Source organism: Pseudomonas sp. Tn43 (assembly GCF_014192635.1).
GTDB lineage: Bacteria > Pseudomonadota > Gammaproteobacteria > Pseudomonadales > Pseudomonadaceae > Aquipseudomonas.
In genome coordinates this window covers 29,846-50,390 of sequence record NZ_JACHYG010000016.1, presented here as the reverse complement: position 1 = coordinate 50,390, position 20,545 = coordinate 29,846, and the positions used below count along the sequence as shown (strand labels likewise).

Here is a 20,545-nt window from a genome sequence, read left to right as displayed (position 1 = left end):
TGGAAGCGACCTGTGGCGAGGGGGCTTGCCCCCGTTCGGCTGCGAAGCAGTCGTAAATCCTTTACATGCGGTTTAACTTTGAAATGCCGGGGTCGCTTCGCAACCCAACGGGGGCAAGCCCCCTCGCCACAGGTTGTCCCAACATTTAAAACATCGCGGGCTTACAACGGCATCGTGTAATGCAGCGAGTAACTCTCTACGCCATCGTTCGGGCTGCTGATCCCTGCATTGGAATAGTGCGTGGCGCGAACCCCGACCTCATGTCCACCGGTAAAGCGCAGACCAAACCCGAAACGGTCTTCGAACTGAAAGGCACTGCCCAGCTTGTTGTCTTCGACCTCAGTGTTGGCGAACACTGCGATACCGATACCCGCTTCAATGTAGGGTTTGATGGTCTGACCGGCAAACTCGTACACCAGCACCGGCGAGAACGACACACTGTGATTGCTCGACGTTTCATCCCCCTCCCAGTAGGTGTAAGCGCCGCTCCAATAACCGGTCAAGCGACCTATATCGCTTTGCAGCCAACTCTTGTCCCAGTCGAATTGCATGCCCAGTCGGTAAGTCATGGTCGAATCGCTGGTCTGGCCGACCGCGAATTCCACCCCTGCTGCCTGTGCGGTAAAACTGTGCCCCATCAATGCGGTCGCAATCGCGGCCAAGCAGAATAGTCGCTTCATTAGAAACATCCTTTTCCGAAACAATTTCGTATGGTTTTTCAGGCTGTCCAACAGACAAAGCTATAGAAGTTGAAGCTTGATCGGAAGTTCAGCTCAATTATTCGTGTCATCACTTTTTTGTCTACAAGTCGAAGCTTTGCACAACACCCGTCGAATGCCACAAAACCGGCAAGATATTTCTGAAATGTTCCGGATCCGCACTCGACCAGAACCGGGCAGCGCGAGCAGGTCCCTCGGCCAGCAACTCACGCTCGGCCAACAATCGTTGAAGCTGCCGCGCCACAGCGGCACCGGTATCGATCAGGCTGATGTTCTGGGGGAGCAGCTGCTTAAGCAGAGGCTTTAGGAAAGGATAATGCGTGCAGCCAAGAATGATCGTATCTGCACCTTCAGCTAGCAGCGGATCGACATACCCTTGCAGCAACTGACGCAATGTATCGCTGTGCAAATCGCCATTTTCAATCAGCTCCACCAGCCCGGGGCATGGCTGGGTGATGACTCGCACATCGGCGGCGAAACGGTCGAGCAAGGCGGCAAACTTCGCGCTCTGTAACGTGCCAGTGGTGGCGAGTACACCCACTACGCCACTGCGCGTCGCCGCAGCCGCCGGCTTGACCGCAGGCTCCATGCCGACGATGGGCCACTCGGGGAAATCACGCCGCAAGTCCGTAACCCCCGCAACGGTCGCGGTATTGCAAGCGAGCACCAGTGCCTTGGCGCCCTGCTGCTGAAAGAACTGCGCCATGACACTGCAACGCTGACGGATGAATGCCGGGGTTTTCTCGCCGTAGGGAATATTCCCGCAATCACCGAGGTACAACAGAGATTCGTTGGGCAACAACTGCTGGATCTCGGCCAGTACGGAGAGCCCACCGACGCCGGAATCGAATACAGCAATCGGCGCTTCACGCATGGCTTGACCCGCAGACACTGCAGCCCGGATCACGCTTGACCCGCAATTCACGGAAGCGCGAGCCCAAGGCATCGATCAACAACAGACGCCCCACCAGTGGCTCGCCAAACCCTGCCAGCAATTTCAGCGCTTCGAGGGCTTGCAGGCTACCGACCAGGCCCACCAGCGGGCCAAGGACGCCGGCCTCGCTGCAAGTCAGCTCGGCTTCGCTGCCGTGCCCATATAAACAGTGGTAGCACGGGCTTTCCGGACGACGGGGGTCGAAGACCGACAATTGCCCTTCCAGCCGAATCGCCGCGCCGCTGACCAGCGGTTTGCGCGCCGCCACACACGCGGCATTGACTGCTTCACGGGTGGAAAAGTTATCGGAACAGTCCAGCACCAGATCCACCGCCGCCACGGCTGCCGCCAGGGAATCTTCATCGAGGGCGATGCGATGGGCGATCAGCTGAATCTCTGGATTGATCGCAGTCAGGCGTCGGATCGCCGAATCGACTTTGCTCAAGCCGACGCTGTCGGTGTCGTGAATGATCTGGCGTTGCAGGTTGGTCAGGTCGACCGTATCGAAATCCGCCAGATGCAACTCACCGACACCGGCCGCCGCCAGGTACAGCGCCACCGGAGAGCCAAGACCGCCAAGACCGATAATCAGGACACGGCTTTCCTTGAGCCGTAACTGGCCGTCGATGTCGACGTGTTGCAGCAGAATCTGCCGGCTATAGCGCAGTAATTCCTGATCATTCAGCACGGCAAGCGCCCCAGACTGATACGTTCGTGACCGCCCAGATCGGTGCGGCTGTGGACCTCTTCAAAGCCACGGGTCAGCAGCAAATCGCGCACGGCTTCGGCTTGATCGTAACCATGCTCGAGCATCAACCAGCCACCCGCCTCAAGATGATCCGGTGCCTGATCGACGATCAGACGCAAATCGTCGAGCCCATCGACGCCAGCCACCAGGGCACTGGCTGGCTCGAAGCGCACGTCGCCCTGCGCCAGATGCGGATCGGTCGAAGCAATGTAAGGCGGGTTGCTGATGATCAATTCAAAGCGTTGGCCGTCCAAAGCGCTGAACCAATGACTGCTCAGCACCGTGGCGTTGTTCAGATGCAACCGTTGACGATTGCGCTCGGCCAGGGCTACGGCTTCCAGTACGCGATCCACGGCGGTAACTTTCCAGGCCGGACGCTCGCTGGCCAACGCCAGGGCAATGGCCCCGCTGCCGGTGCCCAGATCAAGAACCCTGGCCGGGGTCGCCGGCAACAACTGCAACGCGGTTTCTACCAGCAGTTCGGTGTCGGGACGCGGAATCAGCGTGTGGGGCGCGACCTCCAGGTCGAGCTTCCAGAAGCCCTGCTGCCCCAGAATGTAAGCCACTGGCTCACCACTACGGCGGCGTTGCAGGTACTCGGCAAATTTCAGTGCCGCTTCGCTCGGAACGATACGCTCAGGCCAGGTGTGCAGAAAGCTGCGGGATTTACCCAAGGCAGCCGCCAGCAGCAATTCGGCATCCAGACGCGCGGTAGGCGAGTCGGGCAAATCAGCGGCGCGCAACAAACTGGCAATGATCGTCATTTACTCACCTATCGCTGCCAATTGGTCGGCCTGATATTCAGCCAGCAGCGGTTCAATCACCGCCTCCACGCCACCGGCGAGAATTTCGTCGAGCGAATACAGCGTCAGGTTGACCCGGTGGTCGGTGACCCGGCCCTGGGCAAAGTTATAGGTGCGAATCCGTTCGGAACGGTCACCGGAACCTACCAGCAATTTACGCTCGCTCGCGATAGCGTTCGCGGCGGCGCTGGTCTGCTGGTCGTTGAGTTTGGCCGACAGCCAGGACATCGCCCGGGCGCGGTTCTTGTGCTGGGAACGCTCTTCCTGGCACTCGACGACAATACCGGACGGCAAGTGCGTGATGCGGATTGCCGAGTCGGTCTTGTTGACGTGCTGACCACCGGCGCCGGAGGAGCGATAGGTGTCGATCCGCAGGTCTGCCGGGTTGATCTCGATCGCTTCCTGCTCGTCCGGCTCGGGCAACACGGCCACGGTGCAGGCCGAGGTGTGGATGCGGCCTTGGGATTCAGTGGCCGGAACCCGCTGTACGCGATGGGCGCCGGATTCGAATTTCAGCTTGCCGTAGACGTTCTCGCCTTCGACACGGGCAATGACTTCTTTATAGCCACCGTGTTCGCCCTCGTTCTCCGACAGGATTTCTACCCGCCAACCACGCCGTTCGGCATAACGCGAATACATGCGGAACAGATCGCCGGAGAAAATCGCCGCTTCGTCACCGCCGGTGCCGGCACGGATTTCGAGGAACACGTTGCGCCCGTCATTCGGATCCTTGGGCAGCAGCATGCGTTGCAGGCTGGCTTCGATCTCGATCAGTTGCTCTTTGGCTTCGCGGACTTCTTCCACCGCCATTTCGCGCATGTCCGGGTCGCTGTCCTTGAGCAGTGCCTGCGCGCCTTCGAGATCGCTCTGCACTTTAAGCAGCTGTTTATAGGTGCCAACGATCGGCTCGACTTCCGCATATTCCTTGGAGTAGGTGCGGAACTTGTTTTGATCAGAAATGACTTCGCCGTCGCCAAGCAGGGCGGTCAGTTCCTCGAAGCGGTCCTGGAGGATGTCCAGCTTATTGAGCAGTGACGCTTTCATTGCGGTTTCTTATCCGAAAAGCTATCCGATGAGCCCTCACCGAGGGCAAAGAGTTCCTGGGCCATGGCCAGCGCATCGAGGCGGCCTTCGGCAGAGAGCTTTTTCAATTGCACGCTCGGGGCATGCAACAGTTTATTGGTCAAGCCGCGGGCCAACTGCACCAGCACGTCTTCGGCGCTGCTGCCATTGGCAAGCATGCGCTGGGCTTTTTGCAACTCTTCGTCGCGCAGACGCTCGCTTTGTTGACGATAGGCCTTGAGCACATCCACCGCCGCCAGTTCGCGCAGGCGAACCATGAAATCTTCGGCACCGACCGACACCATCTCTTCGGCGGCCTGGGCAGCGCCCTGACGGCTCTTGAGGTTTTCGGCGACCACCTCGTGGAGATCGTCGACGCTGTACAGGTAAACGTCGTCCAACTCGCCGACTTCCGGCTCGATATCCCGAGGAACAGCGATATCCACCATGAAAATCGGTTTGTGCTTGCGCAATTTCAAGGCACTTTCCACCGCACCTTTACCGAGAATCGGCAGCTGGCTGGCGGTGGAACTGATGACAATGTCACTGCGCACCAGCTCTGCCGGGATATCCGAAAGCAGCACGGCGTGGGCACCAAACTGCTCGGCCAGGATGCTCGCGCGCTCCAGGGTGCGGTTGGCGACCACGATTCGCTTGACCCCCAGGTCATGCAGATGGCGGGCGACCAGGGTAATGGTCTCGCCGGCGCCGATCAGCAAAGCCTGGCTGCGTTGCAAATCACTGAAAATCTGTTTCGCCAGGCTGACCGCGGCAAACGCCACCGACACCGGGTTCTCACCGATGGCGGTGTCGGTTCGCACCTGTTTGGCCGCATTGAAGGTGGCCTGGAACAGCCGCCCTAGCAGCGGTCCGATGGTGCCGGCCTCGCGAGCGACAGCGTAGGCCGATTTCATCTGACCGAGAATCTGCGGTTCACCCAACACCAGCGAGTCGAGCCCGGAGGCAACCCGCATCATGTGACGAACTGCCGCATCATCTTCATGCACATAAGCGCTCGCGCGCAGCTCATCGAGGCTCAAATGATGGTAATCAGCCAGCCAGCGCAACACGATGTCAGCCGAAAGGTGATCCTGTTCTATATACAATTCACTGCGATTGCAGGTGGAGAGGATCGCAGCTTCGCGGCTGTCGGTGAGTCGGCAGAGCTGCTGCAAGGCCTCAACCAGCTGCTCAGGAGTAAAGGCCACGCGCTCGCGGACGTCTACTGAAGCAGTCTTGTGGTTAATACCGAGTGCAAGGAAGGCCATTCAAGGTCGCTGATGGTGACGTGAAGCCGACAATTGTCCTACTTCGACAGAGCCAGAACAACCATTCGATCTCTATCGCTTATGTAGGAGCTGCCGAAGCTGCGATCCGTTCTCGTTTACCAGGGCGCCGGGCCTGCGGGGATTGCCCGTGCGGGTAAATTGGCCGGGCGGTTATGTTTGGCCCAAGGCTTGTGTCATGATGATCCGACCGCAGGTTAGTCGTCCTTTTCCTATATGAATAGATCTTCCGCGTTGCTTCTCGCTTTTGTCTTCCTCAGCGGCTGCCAGGCCTTGGCGCCCGTTTCGTCGGACGGTACGCCGCCGGTCGAAGACAGCACTCCGGCCCCTGAAAAGCCCAAGGTTTACAGCTCGTTCAGCGAAGAAACCATCTTCAGCCTGTTGAGCGCCGAACTGGCTGGCCAGCGCAATCGTTACGACATTGCTCTGGACAACTACGTGACCCAGGCCATCAATACACAGGATCCGGGCATCTCCGAGCGGGCATTTCGCATTGCCGAGTATCTGGGTGCCGATCAGGCCGCCCTCGACACCGCATTGGTCTGGGCGAAAAACGCCCCGGACGATCTCGAAGCGCAACGGGCGGCCGCTGTGCAACTGGCCCGCGCCGGGCGTTACGACGACTCCATGGTCTATATGGAGAAAGTCCTGCAAGGCAAAGGCGACACGCATTTCGATTTTCTCGCCCTGTCCGCAGCCGATACCGACCAGGAAACGCGCAACGGTCTGATGAAAGGCTTTGACCGCTTGCTGCAGCGCTATCCGCACAATAACCAGCTGATTTTTGGCAAGGCCTTGTTGCTGCAGCAGGACGGCGATGCCAAGGGTGCCCTGACCCTGCTCGAAGACAATCCGCCGGACGAGGGCGAAATAGCGCCGATCCTGCTGCGCGCGCGCTTGCTGCAGGGGCTCAACCGTGGCGATGAAGCTTTGCCGCTGTTACAAAAAAGCATCAAGAAATACCCGGAAGACAAACGCCTGCGCCTGACTTACGCACGCATGCTGGTTGAGCAGGACCGCATGGACGACGCCAAGGTCGAGTTCTCGAGCCTGGTGCAGCAATACCCCGAAGACGATGATTTGCGTTATTCCCTGGCGCTGGTCTGCCTGGAAGCCAAAGCCTGGGACGAGGCCAAAGGCTACCTGGAAGATTTGATCGCCCGGGACAGCCATGTCGACTCGGCACACTTGAACCTGGGGCGCATTGCCGAAGAGCGTAACGATCCGCAGGGCGCATTGATCGAATACGCCCAGGTCGGGCCGGGCAACGATTACCTGCCGGCGCAATTGCGTCAGGCCGATATCCTGATGAACAACGGCAAAACCGCCGAAGCCCAAAGTCGTCTGGCAGCGGAGCGCGGCGAGCAACCCGATTACGCGATCCAGTTGTATCTGATCGAAGCCGAAACCTTGTCCGCCAACAAACAGGGCGACAAGGCCTGGGCGGTCTTGCAGCAAGCCCTGCAGCAATACCCGGACGATCTGAATCTGCTGTATACCCGGGCCATGCTGGCAGAAAAACGCAATGACCTGGCGCAGATGGAAAAAGATCTGCGACTGATCATCGAGCGCGATCCAAACAACGCGATGGCGTTGAACGCCCTCGGCTATACCCTGTCCGACCGCACCACACGCTACGCCGAAGCCAAGGCCTTGATCGAACAGGCGCACCAGATCACTCCAGAAGACCCGGCAGTCCTCGACAGCCTCGGCTGGGTGAATTTCCGCCTGGGCAACCTCGATGAAGCCGAGCGCTATTTGCGCCAGGCGCTGGAACGCTTCCCCGATCAGGAAGTTGCCGCGCACCTGGGCGAAGTCCTGTGGGCCAACGGCAAACAGCGCGAAGCCAGAAAAATCTGGAGCAAGTTCCTCAAGGAACAGCCCGACAGCCCTACCCTGCGCGGCACCATCAAGCGCTTGACCGGATCAGAGACTCTTTAAGATTATGTTTTTGCGCCACCTCATTATTTTCAGCTTCATCGCCCTGCTCGCCGGTTGCGCGGGCTTCGTTGCCCGCGAATCGGTACAGGGTCAAGGCAACAAGGCCCAATGGCGCGAGCACAAACAGCAACTGACCGGCCTCGACGGCTGGCAGATCAATGGCAAAATCGGCATCCGCGCGCCAAAAGACTCCGGCAGCGGTACGTTGTTCTGGCTGCAACGCCAGGATTACTACGACATCCGCCTTTCGGGCCCGCTGGGTCGAGGCGCGGCCCGTTTGACCGGTCGTCCGGGTAAAGTTTCGCTGGAGGTAGCCAATCAGGGCCGCTATGACGCACCGACCCCGGAAGCCCTGGTTGAAGAACAACTGGGCTGGAAATTGCCGGTATCTCATCTGGCATGGTGGGTTCGCGGCCTTCCGGCCCCGGACAGCAAAAGTCGCCTGACCCTCGACATCGACAGCCGCCTGGCCAATCTCGAGCAGGATGGCTGGCAGGTCGAGTACCTCAGTTATGCCGAGCAAAATGGCTATTGGCTGCCCGAGCGGATCAAACTGCATGGCACCGACCTTGATGTCACGCTGGTGATCAAGGACTGGCAACCACGCAAGCTGGGGCAGTGAACATGACTGCACCACGCCTGACGTTGCCCTCGCCCGCCAAGCTCAACTTGATGCTGCACATCCTCGGTCGTCGCGAAGACGGTTACCACGAGTTGCAGACGATTTTTCAGTTCCTCGATTACGGTGATGAAATCAGTTTCGCTGTTCGCGACGATGGCGTGATTCGGTTACACACCGAGTTCGCCGACGTACCTCACGACAGTAACCTGATCGTCAAAGCCGCAAAAAAACTTCAGGCACAATCCGGTTGTTCACAAGGTGTCGACATCTGGATCGAAAAAATCCTGCCCATGGGCGGTGGAATCGGTGGCGGCAGTTCGAATGCTGCGACCACGTTGCTGGGCCTCAATCATCTTTGGCAACTGGGTTGGGATGAGGATCGATTGGCCGCGCTGGGACTTACGCTTGGCGCCGACGTGCCGGTTTTCGTGCGTGGCCACGCAGCTTTCGCCGAGGGCGTGGGGGAAAAACTCACCCCTGTAGAACCCGAAGAACCGTGGTATCTCGTACTGGTGCCGCAAGTATCTGTAAGTACAGCAGAAATTTTTTCAGATCCACTGTTGACACGTAACACTCCTCCCATTAAAGTGCGCCCCGTTCCCAAGGGAAACAGTCGAAATGACTGCTTGTCGGTGGTAGCAATGCGTTACCCAGAGGTACGTAACGCATTGAATTTGCTAGGTAAATTTACCGAAGCAAAACTCACCGGAACTGGAAGTTGTGTGTTTGGGGGCTTCCCAAGCAAAGCTGAAGCTGATAAAGTCTCGGCCCTTCTGACAGAGACCCTTACAGGGTTTGTAGCAAAAGGAAGCAACGTTTCGATGTTGCATCGCAAGCTGCAAAATCTGCTCTAAAAGGAATCGGGTACTGGGTACTCGTTGCAACAGATACAGGGGCGTCGCCAAGCGGTAAGGCAGCAGGTTTTGATCCTGCCATGCGTTGGTTCGAATCCAGCCGCCCCTGCCATTTTCCTATACTCATCCAGGTTACCCTCAGCCTTCAGGTACTGCGCGTGTCCAAGATGATGGTCTTTACGGGGAACGCTAACCCCGATCTGGCTCGGCGTGTTGTACGTCAGCTGCATATCCCTCTCGGTGACATCTCTGTCGGTAAGTTCTCCGACGGCGAAATTACTGCCGAGATCAATGAAAACGTTCGCGGTAAAGACGTTTTCATTATTCAGCCGACTTGCGCTCCGACCAACGATAACCTGATGGAACTGGTAGTGATGGCTGATGCCTTCCGCCGCTCCTCGGCTACTCGTATCACTGCTGTTATTCCTTACTTTGGTTATGCCCGTCAGGATCGCCGTCCGCGTTCCGCACGTGTGGCTATCAGCGCGAAAGTCGTTGCTGACATGCTTACCGTAGTCGGCATCGACCGTGTTCTCACGGTTGATTTGCATGCTGACCAGATTCAGGGCTTCTTCGATATTCCGGTAGATAACATCTACGGCTCCCCGGTATTGGTGGATGACATTGAAGATCAGCGCTTCGAAAACCTGATGATCGTGTCCCCGGACATTGGCGGCGTCGTGCGTGCACGGGCTGTTGCCAAATCCCTGGGCGTGGATCTCGGGATCATCGACAAACGCCGTGAGAAAGCCAATCACTCTGAAGTGATGCATATCATCGGTGATGTCGAAGGGCGCACCTGTATCCTGGTCGATGACATGGTCGATACCGCCGGCACTCTGTGCCACGCGGCAAAGGCCCTGAAAGAGCATGGCGCGGCCAAGGTTTTCGCCTACTGCACGCACCCTGTGCTGTCGGGTCGGGCGATCGAAAACATTGAAAATTCCGTGCTGGACGAGCTGGTGGTGACAAACACCATCCCGCTGTCCGCTGCAGCACAAGCCTGTGCGCGTATCCGTCAACTGGATATCGCACCGGTAGTTGCCGAGGCGGTCCGCCGCATCAGCAATGAAGAATCGATCAGTGCGATGTTCCGTTAAGGGCCCTGCCCTTTTCATTACATCTCGTTGACGAAAAGCGCCCCGCCCCGGCATTCCTGTCGGGGCGGGGCTTTTTTGCCCATATCGCCTTTAGCGCTGGTCGCAAACGCTGGGGCGAATGTGGTTATTTTGGAGATACAACATGAACGATTTTACTCTGAATGCTGAAGTGCGTTCCGACCTGGGGAAAGGTGCGAGCCGCCGCCTGCGTCGTCTCGCAAGCCTGGTTCCAGCTGTAGTTTACGGTGGCGACAAAGCCCCTGAATCCATCAGCATGCTGGCTAAAGAAGTTGCCAAACTGCTCGAAAACGAAGCGGCTTACAGCCACATCATCGAGCTGAACGTTGGTGGCACCAAGCAAAACGTAATCATCAAAGCTCTGCAGCGTCATCCGGCTAAAGGCCACGTGTTGCATGCTGACTTCGTACGCGTAGTAGCTGGCCAGAAACTGACCGCTATCGTTCCAGTGCACTTCATCAACGAAGCTGCGCCGGTCAAGAAAGGCGGCGAAATTTCGCACGTTGTTTCTGAAATCGAAGTTTCGTGCCTGCCGAAAGACCTGCCTGAATTCATCGAAGTTGACCTGGCTAACGCCGAAGTCGGCTCGATCATTCACTTGTCCGACCTCAAAGCCCCTAAAGGCGTTGAGTTTGTTGCTCTGGCTCACGGTAACGACCTGGCTGTTGCCAACGTTCACGCTCCACGTGTTGCTCCAGAAGCTGCAGAAGGCGCTGCAGAGTAATTTCACTCTGTACGCCGGAGTGACCGGAACATCGCGGACTAGAACGTAGCGAGAAAGCGGGCGAGAACGCGGAGTTTACATCATGGTAAATGAGCACTTGTCGTCCACTTACGCCGCACACCCTGATCGCGGCGATGTTATCCATCACTTCAAGGAAGGGCCCCTATCGTGACTGCCATCAAACTGATCGTTGGCCTGGGAAATCCAGGTGCCGAATACGAACAGACCCGGCATAACGCAGGGGCCCTTTTTGTTGAGCGCATCGCGCAAGCACAGGGCGTCAGCCTTGTGGCCGATCGCAAATATTTCGGCCTGACCGGGCGCTATTCGCATCAGGGTCAGGATGTTCGTCTACTGATTCCCACCACCTATATGAACCGCAGCGGCCAGGCCGTCGCGGCACTTGCCGGCTTCTTCCGCATCAAGCCTGAAGAAATCCTGGTGGCGCATGACGAACTCGATCTGCCTCCGGGCGTTGCCAAGCTCAAGCAAGGCGGCGGCCATGGCGGTCACAACGGGTTGCGCGACATCATCGCGCAACTGGGCAATCAGAATACCTTTCACCGCTTGCGGCTTGGCATTGGCCACCCAGGCGTTGCCAGTATGGTTTCAAATTTCGTCCTGGGTCGTGCGCCACGCGCCGAACAGGAAAAACTCGATGCCAGCATCGACTTTGCCCTCGGCGTGCTGCCGGATATCCTCGCCGGTGAATGGAACCGCGCGATGAAAAACCTGCACAGCCAGAAGGCCTGACTCTAACTCCTCGGGGAACCACCATGGGATTCAATTGCGGCATCGTCGGCCTGCCTAACGTCGGCAAGTCCACCCTGTTCAACGCCCTGACCAAATCCGGGATCGCGGCCGAGAACTTCCCCTTCTGCACTATCGAGCCGAACACCGGTATCGTGCCGATGCCGGATCCGCGTCTGGAAGCCCTGGCAGCCATCGTCAATCCAAAGCGCATCCTGCCGACCACCATGGAATTCGTCGACATCGCCGGTCTGGTTGCCGGTGCCTCGAAAGGTGAAGGCCTGGGCAACAAGTTCCTCGCCAACATCCGTGAAACCGATGCCATTGCTCACGTGGTCCGCTGCTTCGAAGACGAGAACGTGATTCACGTCTCCAACAGCGTCGACCCGAAACGCGACATCGAGATCATCGACCTGGAACTGATCTTCGCCGACCTCGACAGCTGCGAGAAGCAACTGCAGAAAGTCACCCGTAACGCCAAAGGGGGTGACAAGGACGCCGTGGTCCAGAAAGGCCTGCTGGAGCAATTGATCGCTCACTTCACCCTGGGCAAACCAGCGCGCACGCTGATGAAGAACATGGGTGCCGACGACAAGGCAGTGATTCGTGGTTTCCACCTGCTGACCACCAAGCCGGTCATGTACATCGCCAACGTCGCTGAAGACGGTTTCGAGAACAACCCGCTGCTGGACATCGTCAAAGCCATCGCCGAAGAAGAAGGCGCCATGGTGGTGCCGGTCTGCAACAAGATCGAAGCCGAAATCGCCGAACTGGAAGACGGTGAAGAGAAAGACATGTTCCTCGAAGCCCTGGGCCTCGAAGAGCCTGGCCTGAACCGCGTAATCCGCGCTGGCTACGAAATGCTGCACCTGCAGACCTACTTCACCGCCGGTGTCGAAGAAGTCCGCGCCTGGACCGTCCGTGTTGGCGCTACCGCACCACAAGCCGCCGGCGTGATCCACACCGACTTCGAAAAAGGCTTCATCCGTGCCGAAGTCATCGCTTACGACGACTTCATTCAGTACAAGGGCGAAGCCGGCGCCAAGGAAGCCGGTAAATGGCGTCTGGAAGGCAAGGATTACATCGTTAAAGACGGCGACGTGATGCACTTCCGTTTTAACGTGTAACGGTGACCGTGGATTTACACGGAACTCGATAGACACAAAATCCCCGTAATCATTCGCTGATACGGGGATTTTGCATATTGGGAGCACCACCCTCCTCCATCCGCAGCCTGTCCGGCAACGCGGGAAGGCTGCCCGGTTATGCAAGAATAGTTTTATTGGCAATCACTACAGGGATGAAGAGCATGCCATTTACTGTCGAACGTCATCCGGTTCTGCTGGATGTCATTGCCGCCAGGTCCCAGATCATCGCTGGACTTGAACACCTGGAAAGACAAACCTCAGCCTTGCCGCTCCAGGTTGCCAGCGCTTTCGCGCAATGGGCAGTACACAGGAACTTCAGCAAGTGAGCCTGGATACAAGTAAAGACGCCTCTTTCGCCTATCAGGCGGTGTACCGCTATCTGGTCGAGTTGATCGAAACCGCCAACTCGGAACGCGAACAGAAATTACCGTCCTTGCGGCAACTGGCCCGACGCCTGAATGTGTCGGTGTCCACGACCAAGTATGCCTATTCGCTTCTCGAGGACGAGGGGCGGATCTATGCCAAACCCAAGTTCGGTTATTTCACCAAGGCGATGCCGGCCCCCTTATTGAACGAGGGCTCGCCCAATTTGCTGGACAACGTATTCTCCAACGCGCGCCAGCCGGGGATGCTGGCCCTCAGCAGCGACGCACCGGCGATGCTGTTGTCGCTGGAAAACCCATTGTTGATGATGGAGCGCGAACTGGCCCGGCAATACCCACGCTCCCATGCACCACTCTATCAGCCGTTCGGCGAGCCCGAGTTGCGCAGCGCTCTGGCCGACCGCTATACCAGTTCCACTCACTGTTATTGGCAAGCCGAGCACGTATATATCGGCTCGGACCTGCGCAGTGTGCTGGAGTTGTCCCTCAGCGCCCTGAATCTGGGGGGCACTGTGGCACTGGTGGAGTCGCCGTGTTCGTGGGCAATCCTGCGCCAGTTGCAGGCGGCAAAGATTCGTGTGATCGAAGTACCTCTCGGCGAGGATGGACGTTTCAACCTGCCCGCACTCAATGAGCTGCTCAGGCGTGAGCCCATCCGGCTGGCGGTGCTGTCGTCGACCATCAACATTCCCCAAGGCAACTTGATGCCGGCGCAGGATAAACAGCAAATCTGTCGCTGGCTGGCAGAGCGGGATATCTGGTTGTTCGAAAACGACAGCTACGGCGAATTCTATTTTTCTCCCCAGCCTGCCCGCTATCGTGACTTTGCCGATCCGGAAAAGCTGCTGGTGTTCTCGACCTTCGACAAGATCATCGGCTCGGAAGCCCCCTACGGTTATGTGCTGTGTCGCCGACATGGGCTTCAGTTGCATCGGCTATTCCTGGAACGGGCATTTCGTCTGTCACCGATCCGTCAGAAAGCGATCGCCAAACTCTTCAGCTCCAAGCGCATCGATCAGCATCTGATGGTACTGCGGGCCATGCTGCTGGACCGGATGAAACGGATGAAGGCCTTGCTGGAGGAACACGGCGATGGCCAGTTACGAATTGTCGCCCCGCAAGGCGGCGCGACTTTCTGGCTCGAGGCCAGACACTCAGTGGACATGCGGCGGGTGTTCGAGCGCTTGCTGGCCCAGCGCATCGTTATCGCCCCCGGGGAAATCTTCAGCCAGCAAGGGGCCTGGCGGCATCATGTGCGCCTGAGTTACACCCTCGACTGGAGCAAGGACATTCCCTTGGCCCTGAAGAAACTGGCCCAGGCTATCAATGATGAGTCCTAGTTATGCCTGAAGCCCATAGCAATGCCGTGGCTCAGGGAATCGGCCATCGCGTACTTCTTCGGCATAACGCGCACAAGCGTCGCGAATTACCGCGCCGACATCGGCGTATTGTTTGACGAATCGAGGTACCTGCTCGCCGCCCAGGCCCAGCACGTCTTCGGTCACCAGCACTTGGCCGTCGCAGGCCGGTGAGGCGCCAATGCCGATGGTGGGCATTTTCGAATCCAGCGTAATTTGCCGGGCTACGCCTTCGGCCACACCCTCGAGCAACAGACTGAAAGCTCCGGCTTCGAGATTGGCCCGAGCATCTTCGGCAATTGCCGCGCCGGTTTCGGCGGTCAGGCCCTGGGCCTTGAATCCCCCCATGACATTGACGAACTGCGGCATCAGCCCGACGTGGGCCATGACCGGAATACCGCGCGCCACCAGAAACTCGACGGTACCCGCCAGAGCCTTGTTGGCTTCCAGCTTGACGGCATCACAACCGGTGCGCGCCAGTACCTGGGCGCAATTGCGAAAAGCCTGCTCGCTGGATTCCTGATAGCTGCCAAAAGGCATGTCGGCGATGACACAGGACAGACGTGTACTGTCGACCACGGCCCGGGTGTGGCCGATGATTTCTTCGAGCTGCATGCTCAGCGTCGAGGCCCGACCATAGCCCACCATTGCAGTAGAGTCACCGACCAGAATGAAGTCGACGATAGGGTCGATCAGCCTGGCAATAGAGCTGGAGTACGCCGTCAGGGATACGATTTTCTGTTGGCCCTTCATTGCGACCAGTTGCGGAACCGTCAATCGTTTAGTACGGGTATGAGCGCTCATAAGTGTCTTCCTGTGATGATTGAAAACCCCATGGATGGGGCGTCTGTCATTACAACCAGTCTTTCTCCCATTCACGCCAGGCCTCATGGTCCTGGCGGATTCTGTCGGCGCTCGGGTGCACCAGGAATACGGCACCCGGCGAGCTGTTGAGGTCGATGGTCGGTGTCTTTTGCCGACCTTCGGTGAAACGAAAACGTGCGCTGTGAAAGCTCGGCAGGGCTTCCAGATGCTTGCGTACATCGAGCTGGGCGAAGGCCCCGCTGTGGCGCGCGATCAGGTTCATTCCGCGGGCGTGCTGCTGCAGGCGATAGCGCTTGGGAAATGACGCCAGTCGGGCCGGCTCCAGGTAACTGGTGCAGGTCAACGCCACCTGGTCGTTGCCGGTGGCCGCTTGCAGCGCTGGCGGATTGGCCAGCCCGGAGAGACGGGCACCGGTTTCCAGCAGGCGTGGGCCGCAAGCCGTGAGGATGACTTCGGTATGGGCCGGGCCGTGGGTAATGGCCAAGGCATCGAGCACGCCTTCGACGTAATCGATCAGCCCATCAAGCTGCGGCGCATCGGCGGGCAGCAGGTCTTCACGGTCATAGATCTTGCGACCGTCGGCGCTCAACGTCTTGGTGCATTTCCAGACATCAGTGATCCAGTGCTCGCCCTGATGACTGACACTGTTGATAACGTACTCGTCGCCTTCCAGGTATTCCTGCAATAACAGCGCCCGGTTACTGCGCATCATCAGGTTGGTCGCGCCGAGAATGCAGCCGATGGCTCCATGCAGTTGCCCGGCATCGTGGCAGATGAACACATTATCGGAGCCTGCGCTGTCCAGTGGCTTGGCTACTACCGTCGACTCGCCTCGCGCCTTGAACCAGGCCAGAGCCTCTGTGCGGGACGCAGTGCGCAACTGCGCCGCCACCGGTAAACCGGCAGCGGCAACCTGTTCGGCCATCAGCGATTTGTCACGACGGGCATTAGAGTATTCAGGATCGTTGCCAGGCAGGCCGAGTCGGGCAGCCAGCAAATCCGCCAGTTCGACACCGAATTCGCTGCCAGTCAGCACCGCCGCCGGCGCCTGGGCCGCGAGCTTTTCCAGCAACGGCTCAAGGCCTTCTTCATGCACGCCATAGTGCTCGCGGAACAGTGTCTGCGGGCAACTCGCGGCAAAGGCTGATGGCATGTCGTTACGCGAACGCACATGCAACAGTGGGCGATGCTCGGCCAAAGCCTGGGCTAGCAGAGCACCAGTGGAATAGGCGTCTACCAGGATCAGCGGCGCCAAAGAGGAGTCAGTGCAAAGGTTGATCATAACGGCTCACCGTGTAATGCAACATCTGGAATAGCTCGGACGAGCTGATACCCGGTCCGATCGAAGAAAGGCCGCAGCTCTGCGGCAGCGGCAGGCCACCGACATTGGCCCAGCGCAAGGCGCCGTGCTCGTCAATTCGGGTGGTGGCGCGGCCGGGGTTGTCGGGGTGCAGGCAGTAAGGAATGTCGAGCCGCCCACGGGCGAAAGCCTGGAGTAACGCGATGCCAATATCGGGGTGCAGGTCCAGCACGCTTTCCACCAGTTGTCGCGCCTCGAACAACACTTCCTGGCGATAGCCTTCACTGGCCGGGTCCACCATCAGTGCATCGCCAGCGGCGGCTTCGGCCGCCATCGCCAAGGCTTCGAGGTTGTCCGCAACCGATGGAATCTGCCGGGATTCGGCAACGGTCTTGACGATCAATCGCTCACAGCCGGCAGCCTGGGTCAGACGCGCACTGTCATAGATCAGGCGGCGAGCACCATGACCGGTGGTGGGAAAGACGCCCATGTAGGAATACACCACGACATGCCAGTGGGCGCCGTCCAGGTAGTCGGCGGCCAGTTCGCGCAGGGCTTGCAAAGCTCCGAAGTCCTGGGCCATGGACGTGCCTTGGGCGTAGCTTAGCGAGACGCTGCGAATGCCCTGCTGGCGAAAGAACAGGGCCTCGAGCAACGTCATCGCGATCAGCATCGACGGCGGGCACAGTTGGCCCAGCAAACAACCGCCGAAGCTCTCGATATGGCCATGGGCGGTGGCATCGGCCAGCAACTGGCAACTTTCTGCCCAGGCCTCGACCGCTCGTGCCAATGGCAAGCGACTGTAGGGCATGCAATAGGACACCGGGCCGCCTTCGGTGGCATCCAGCCCGAGGGCCGCCAAGCGCTTGAAAACATTCTGCGGTTGGGCAGTGCCATGGCGGACCTGGATCGGGAACGACGGGCCGTAGAGCCCATCGAGCATGCCACGCACCGCTTCCAGCGGATGACTGATGATCGGGAAACCGTTCAACGGGCTGTCGCTGTTCAGGCACTGCAGCGCGCTCTGGTAATCACCGACCCGGGTGTAGCTGTCCAGGGTGATGGTCCCGAGGGTGGCGCAGGGCAACCCGGCCACCGCGGCCAACCCGGCGCGCATCGGCGCCAATCCGCCGAAGCCCATGCGGGGTTGCACCACCAGTTCGCGCCGTTCCCGGGCCTGCTCGATAAAGCGCTGGAAATGACCTCCTGTCATGTTCATCACTCAGCGTCCCGACACCAGTTCGACCACGTTTTCACCCGTGGCCGGGTCGAAGCGGGTGATCCGGCCCTTATGCGGATCACCGGCACGAACCCGGGCGATCAGGCTGCTGTCGCTATCGAAATCGATCTGCTGATGGGCGTACAGGCTGCGCAGCGCCGGCAATGGCAGGCCGCTGACCTGATTCAGCCACAGGCTCAGGACGCTGTCCTGACGACTACCGGCCAGAACCCGATGAAGGTCCTCCAGATCTGCCAGGCGCTCAGGGTGACAGGTCGTGATGAAGCTTGACAGTTCGCGGCCACGCTCAACGAAGGGCGCGAACTGCAGGCAGGTCATCTGTGTCTCATCGAGCCCGAACGCCTCGCTGGCGAAGCGATTCGCCAGCGCCCGGCGAGCGTCTTTGCCTTCGGCACCGGCGTAGGCCGACAGTGCCAGGTCGATCAGGCGCTGGGGCATTTCCTTCTTACGCATCAGGCCCTGGGCCAGTTCCAGGTATTCGCTGATACCGTCATGGTAGTGACGGCCCTGCACGTACTGCGCCTTGAGCCCGCGAAAGTGCGCCATCAGCATGGGGTTGGCACAATCCGATTCGGTGAAGCTGAACGCCAGCTCTTCGAAACGAAAATCGAGAAACTCGGTAATCAGCTCCCAGTGGTCTTCCACCCGGTAGCTCACCAGGTCATAGATACTGATGAAGTCCGGGTCGGCGCTTTCGCTGCCGCTGGCCACCCGACGCTCAGCTCGCTGCTCGTCGAAGCCCTCGCCGAACAGTTCGACGAAATACACTTGGGCCACGCCATCGAGGGCCTGGAGCAGGCCGCGAAATCCCTGGCGCCGACACTCATCGACGTTCAGCCCCAAACGCTGGGCCAGACGCATGATCCAGGTGAAGTAGTGTTTCTGTTCCTTGCGCGAATCGCCGGTTACCACGGCATCGACGCCGCCTTGCCACCAGGCCGCGCGTCCATAGAAATCGGCGACTGCCAGATTGCAGCTGTTACAGAATGTCGGGCGGCCGTCGCCAGCGGTACGATGGCCGTTCATCAGCACATCGAAGCGGTTCATCGCACGCACCTGCTCGGGGAATGGCAAGTGGCGTTCGAACGGGCGGATCTGCTGATGATCGACCACCAGCATCTCGACCCGAGGATCGTCATACAGGTGCAGGGCCCGGTATACCCGGTCAATGTTCGCCATGACCGCATCCGGGACCCCAGCGTGGCGCATGTTGGCAATGCGCAGGAAAAAGGTGCGACCGTGCAATACGTTCAGGTGCAATTGGACGGCGCGGATCAGCGACACGGTGTAGGAACTGTCCTTGCCGCCACCGTAAGCCACCATCAACTTATAGTCCGCGAGCCCCTCAAGACCGCCGGCGGCATCGATCAACCGGTCCCCCATTATGGCAACGGCACGCCGGTCTACCGCACTGAGGTAGCGATTCAACTCGCCGAGCAAGGGGACGTCGGCCATCTCAGAGGTAATGGCAATGTTCATACGGGTTCGGCCTGGAAGTGAAAGTTCTTGATCGCATGGTGGATGTCGCTCTCGATATCCGTTTCGCTCGCGTCGATGAATATGAAGCGACCGCTGTGCAGGGCGTCGTAGCTGCCGCCGGCTTCGAGGATCTGTCCGGGCCGGGGCAGCAGCTCTCGCCAGAGCGAGTTCAGGTGCGGTCGCAGCGATTGTGCCTCGATCACTCGGCATGGCAGTTGTGCCGGTTTGGGGACGACCAGCCAGCCGCCGCTGGGATCAGCCTCGATTGTCGGCAAAGGTATGTGTTCACCGGCCAGGCCTTTGAGCCAATGCTCATAGAGGTTCACGCCGAAGACTTTATTGATCAGGTGTGGCACTTCACTGCCGCCCACCCGGGCTCCCACTTCAAGGAACACTAGCGAGCCATCCGCCTCGACGAATATCTCCAGGTGGAAGGCACTGTTGCGCAGGTTCAATGCCCGCAGGCACGACTCGCTGAAGACTTCGATCCGGGCACGCAGCGCCGAAGACTGGAGAATCACCGATCCCAACGGTTTGGCACTGGCGAAGTCCAGGCAGCTGTTGATATAGCGTGACACCACCTGGAAAGGCACCGTGCCGCTGTCATCGGTGAAACCGTCGATGTGATAGGTCTGGCCCCGGATGAAAGCCTCGACTTCATAGCGTCCCAGGTCCACTTCGCTGAGTATCGCGCGCAGGGCCTGGGCGTCTTCGACCCTGGCCACGCCGATGCTGGCGGCGCCATCCACCGGTTTGACGATCACCGGATAGCCGACGGCATCGGCGAAGTGCAGCGCCTGCTCCACGTCAGTGCAGCGAATGAACGGTGGCACCGCCAGCCCGTGTTCCTGCAGGACTTCTTTCATCCGCGCCTTGTCGCGATAGACCGCCACCTGTTCCGGGCCGTGGCCGGGAATGTGCAGGGCCTGGCGTACCCGCGCCGCAATTTCCAGAGTGAACTCCGACAGCGCGATCAATTGGTCCACAGGGCCGACGCGTTCGATGATGTCCTGAACGCCTGCCAACAACTGAGGGTATTGATTGACGTCATCGACCTGTACCAGGTGGGCGATGTGCTCCCGGGGGGCCAGTACGCCCTCGGCGCCAGGGCCGTCGACCACATAGCTGATCCGGTGCCGCTGATGATCGAAGAATTCTTCGTAGCGGGTCAGCTCATTGTCCCAGCGACTTGGGTCCTGGAAACGCGGCCAGCGATTGACGATAACGATATGCATCGATTCGATCCTGTGA

At 59.0% G+C, this 20,545-nt stretch carries 20 protein-coding genes and 1 tRNA gene; 10 read left to right on the top strand and 11 right to left on the bottom strand.

Translation table 11 applies throughout. From position 1 onward, the window contains the following. Positions 1–161: 161 nt before the first annotated feature. From FHW68_RS25210 to hemA, 6 genes are all read right to left on the bottom strand, one after another. Positions 162–680: an acyloxyacyl hydrolase gene (locus FHW68_RS25210; protein WP_095630759.1), complete on the bottom strand. Its 519-nt coding sequence runs from the start codon at positions 678–680 to the stop codon at positions 162–164. A 121-nt stretch (positions 681–801) separates the two neighbouring features. After that, positions 802–1,593 (bottom strand): glutamate racemase, encoded by a 792-nt coding sequence (gene murI, locus FHW68_RS25205; protein WP_183683640.1) that lies wholly within the window; start codon positions 1,591–1,593, stop codon positions 802–804. After that, entirely contained in the window at positions 1,586–2,341 is a 756-nt protein-coding gene (locus FHW68_RS25200; protein ID WP_183683638.1) for a molybdopterin-synthase adenylyltransferase MoeB, read from the bottom strand. The genes murI and FHW68_RS25200 overlap by 8 nt, the downstream gene beginning before the upstream one ends. Beyond that, positions 2,335–3,165: a peptide chain release factor N(5)-glutamine methyltransferase gene (gene prmC / locus FHW68_RS25195; RefSeq protein ID WP_183683636.1), complete on the bottom strand. Its 831-nt coding sequence runs from the start codon at positions 3,163–3,165 to the stop codon at positions 2,335–2,337. The genes FHW68_RS25200 and prmC overlap by 7 nt, the downstream gene beginning before the upstream one ends. Further along, positions 3,166–4,248 carry a peptide chain release factor 1 gene (gene prfA / locus FHW68_RS25190; RefSeq protein ID WP_183683634.1) on the bottom strand — a complete coding sequence of 361 codons (1,083 nt, stop codon included), beginning with the start codon at positions 4,246–4,248 and terminating at the stop codon, positions 3,166–3,168. Next, complete coding sequence (gene hemA, locus FHW68_RS25185; protein WP_183683632.1) at positions 4,245–5,534, bottom strand: glutamyl-tRNA reductase; 1,290 nt, start codon at positions 5,532–5,534, stop codon at positions 4,245–4,247. Before hemA ends, prfA begins: the two co-directional genes overlap by 4 nt. 234 nt (positions 5,535–5,768) lie before the next feature. On the opposite strand from hemA, the gene FHW68_RS25180 reads away from it, so the two are divergent. From FHW68_RS25180 to FHW68_RS25135, 10 genes are all read left to right on the top strand, one after another. After that, a complete protein-coding gene (locus FHW68_RS25180) occupies positions 5,769–7,493 on the top strand; it encodes a tetratricopeptide repeat protein (protein WP_183683630.1) in 1,725 nt (574 codons plus the stop codon). Between the two features lie 4 nt (positions 7,494–7,497). Then, on the top strand, positions 7,498–8,115 hold the full coding sequence (gene lolB / locus FHW68_RS25175; RefSeq protein ID WP_095630766.1) for a lipoprotein insertase outer membrane protein LolB: 618 nt from the start codon (positions 7,498–7,500) through the stop codon (positions 8,113–8,115). Between the two features lie 2 nt (positions 8,116–8,117). Beyond that, positions 8,118–8,969: a 4-(cytidine 5'-diphospho)-2-C-methyl-D-erythritol kinase gene (gene ispE, locus FHW68_RS25170; protein WP_183683628.1), complete on the top strand. Its 852-nt coding sequence runs from the start codon at positions 8,118–8,120 to the stop codon at positions 8,967–8,969. A gap of 37 nt (positions 8,970–9,006) precedes the next feature. Then, positions 9,007–9,081: transfer RNA gene (locus FHW68_RS25165), tRNA-Gln, on the top strand. 46 nt (positions 9,082–9,127) lie between these two features. After that, positions 9,128–10,069, top strand: coding sequence for a ribose-phosphate pyrophosphokinase (locus FHW68_RS25160; RefSeq protein WP_003171603.1), 942 nt, complete (start codon positions 9,128–9,130; stop codon positions 10,067–10,069). A gap of 142 nt (positions 10,070–10,211) precedes the next feature. Next, entirely contained in the window at positions 10,212–10,811 is a 600-nt protein-coding gene (locus FHW68_RS25155) for a 50S ribosomal protein L25/general stress protein Ctc (RefSeq protein ID WP_095630768.1), read from the top strand. 168 nt (positions 10,812–10,979) lie between these two features. Then, the gene (pth, locus tag FHW68_RS25150; protein ID WP_095630769.1) at positions 10,980–11,564 is read left to right on the top strand and encodes an aminoacyl-tRNA hydrolase; all 585 of its coding nucleotides are present in this window, start codon (positions 10,980–10,982) and stop codon (positions 11,562–11,564) included. A gap of 23 nt (positions 11,565–11,587) precedes the next feature. Further along, positions 11,588–12,688, top strand: coding sequence for a redox-regulated ATPase YchF (gene ychF / locus FHW68_RS25145; protein ID WP_095630770.1), 1,101 nt, complete (start codon positions 11,588–11,590; stop codon positions 12,686–12,688). A gap of 182 nt (positions 12,689–12,870) precedes the next feature. Continuing rightward, the gene (locus tag FHW68_RS25140; protein ID WP_183683626.1) at positions 12,871–13,035 is read left to right on the top strand and encodes a hypothetical protein; all 165 of its coding nucleotides are present in this window, start codon (positions 12,871–12,873) and stop codon (positions 13,033–13,035) included. Further along, a complete protein-coding gene (locus FHW68_RS25135; protein ID WP_371916195.1) occupies positions 13,032–14,432 on the top strand; it encodes a PLP-dependent aminotransferase family protein in 1,401 nt (466 codons plus the stop codon). Before FHW68_RS25140 ends, FHW68_RS25135 begins: the two co-directional genes overlap by 4 nt. Here the strand turns inward: FHW68_RS25135 and panB are convergent, their stop codons facing one another. The 5 genes from panB to FHW68_RS25110 are packed head-to-tail and all read right to left on the bottom strand — an operon-like array spanning position 14,433 to position 20,529. Then, the gene (gene panB / locus FHW68_RS25130; RefSeq protein WP_095630772.1) at positions 14,433–15,254 is read right to left on the bottom strand and encodes a 3-methyl-2-oxobutanoate hydroxymethyltransferase; all 822 of its coding nucleotides are present in this window, start codon (positions 15,252–15,254) and stop codon (positions 14,433–14,435) included. It abuts the gene before it with no gap. A 49-nt stretch (positions 15,255–15,303) separates the two neighbouring features. Continuing rightward, the gene (locus tag FHW68_RS25125) at positions 15,304–16,557 is read right to left on the bottom strand and encodes an ATP-grasp domain-containing protein (RefSeq protein ID WP_183683625.1); all 1,254 of its coding nucleotides are present in this window, start codon (positions 16,555–16,557) and stop codon (positions 15,304–15,306) included. After that, positions 16,538–17,794: a methylaspartate mutase gene (locus FHW68_RS25120; protein ID WP_095630774.1), complete on the bottom strand. Its 1,257-nt coding sequence runs from the start codon at positions 17,792–17,794 to the stop codon at positions 16,538–16,540. The genes FHW68_RS25125 and FHW68_RS25120 overlap by 20 nt, the downstream gene beginning before the upstream one ends. Before the next feature lie 3 nt (positions 17,795–17,797). Next, a complete protein-coding gene (locus FHW68_RS25115) occupies positions 17,798–19,294 on the bottom strand; it encodes a hypothetical protein (protein ID WP_183683623.1) in 1,497 nt (498 codons plus the stop codon). Then, a complete protein-coding gene (locus tag FHW68_RS25110; RefSeq protein WP_095630776.1) occupies positions 19,291–20,529 on the bottom strand; it encodes an acetyl-CoA carboxylase biotin carboxylase subunit family protein in 1,239 nt (412 codons plus the stop codon). The genes FHW68_RS25115 and FHW68_RS25110 overlap by 4 nt, the downstream gene beginning before the upstream one ends. Positions 20,530–20,545 lie beyond the last annotated feature (16 nt).

What these genes read in the sequence shown, in the direction of transcription:
- panB (WP_095630772.1), bottom strand. Translation starts at nt 15,254, where the DNA reads ATGAGCGCTCATACCCGTACTAAACGATTGACGGTTCCGCAACTGGTC.
- FHW68_RS25210 (WP_095630759.1), bottom strand. Translation starts at nt 680, where the DNA reads ATGAAGCGACTATTCTGCTTGGCCGCGATTGCGACCGCATTGATGGGG.
- FHW68_RS25115 (WP_183683623.1), bottom strand. Translation starts at nt 19,294, where the DNA reads ATGAACATTGCCATTACCTCTGAGATGGCCGACGTCCCCTTGCTCGGC.
- lolB (WP_095630766.1), top strand. Translation starts at nt 7,498, where the DNA reads ATGTTTTTGCGCCACCTCATTATTTTCAGCTTCATCGCCCTGCTCGCC.
- ychF (WP_095630770.1), top strand. Translation starts at nt 11,588, where the DNA reads ATGGGATTCAATTGCGGCATCGTCGGCCTGCCTAACGTCGGCAAGTCC.
- FHW68_RS25110 (WP_095630776.1), bottom strand. Translation starts at nt 20,529, where the DNA reads ATGCATATCGTTATCGTCAATCGCTGGCCGCGTTTCCAGGACCCAAGT.
- FHW68_RS25120 (WP_095630774.1), bottom strand. Translation starts at nt 17,794, where the DNA reads ATGAACATGACAGGAGGTCATTTCCAGCGCTTTATCGAGCAGGCCCGG.
- FHW68_RS25140 (WP_183683626.1), top strand. Translation starts at nt 12,871, where the DNA reads ATGCCATTTACTGTCGAACGTCATCCGGTTCTGCTGGATGTCATTGCC.
- ispE (WP_183683628.1), top strand. Translation starts at nt 8,118, where the DNA reads ATGACTGCACCACGCCTGACGTTGCCCTCGCCCGCCAAGCTCAACTTG.
- FHW68_RS25125 (WP_183683625.1), bottom strand. Translation starts at nt 16,557, where the DNA reads ATGATCAACCTTTGCACTGACTCCTCTTTGGCGCCGCTGATCCTGGTA.
- prmC (WP_183683636.1), bottom strand. Translation starts at nt 3,165, where the DNA reads ATGACGATCATTGCCAGTTTGTTGCGCGCCGCTGATTTGCCCGACTCG.
- hemA (WP_183683632.1), bottom strand. Translation starts at nt 5,534, where the DNA reads ATGGCCTTCCTTGCACTCGGTATTAACCACAAGACTGCTTCAGTAGAC.
- murI (WP_183683640.1), bottom strand. Translation starts at nt 1,593, where the DNA reads ATGCGTGAAGCGCCGATTGCTGTATTCGATTCCGGCGTCGGTGGGCTC.
- prfA (WP_183683634.1), bottom strand. Translation starts at nt 4,248, where the DNA reads ATGAAAGCGTCACTGCTCAATAAGCTGGACATCCTCCAGGACCGCTTC.
- FHW68_RS25155 (WP_095630768.1), top strand. Translation starts at nt 10,212, where the DNA reads ATGAACGATTTTACTCTGAATGCTGAAGTGCGTTCCGACCTGGGGAAA.
- FHW68_RS25180 (WP_183683630.1), top strand. Translation starts at nt 5,769, where the DNA reads ATGAATAGATCTTCCGCGTTGCTTCTCGCTTTTGTCTTCCTCAGCGGC.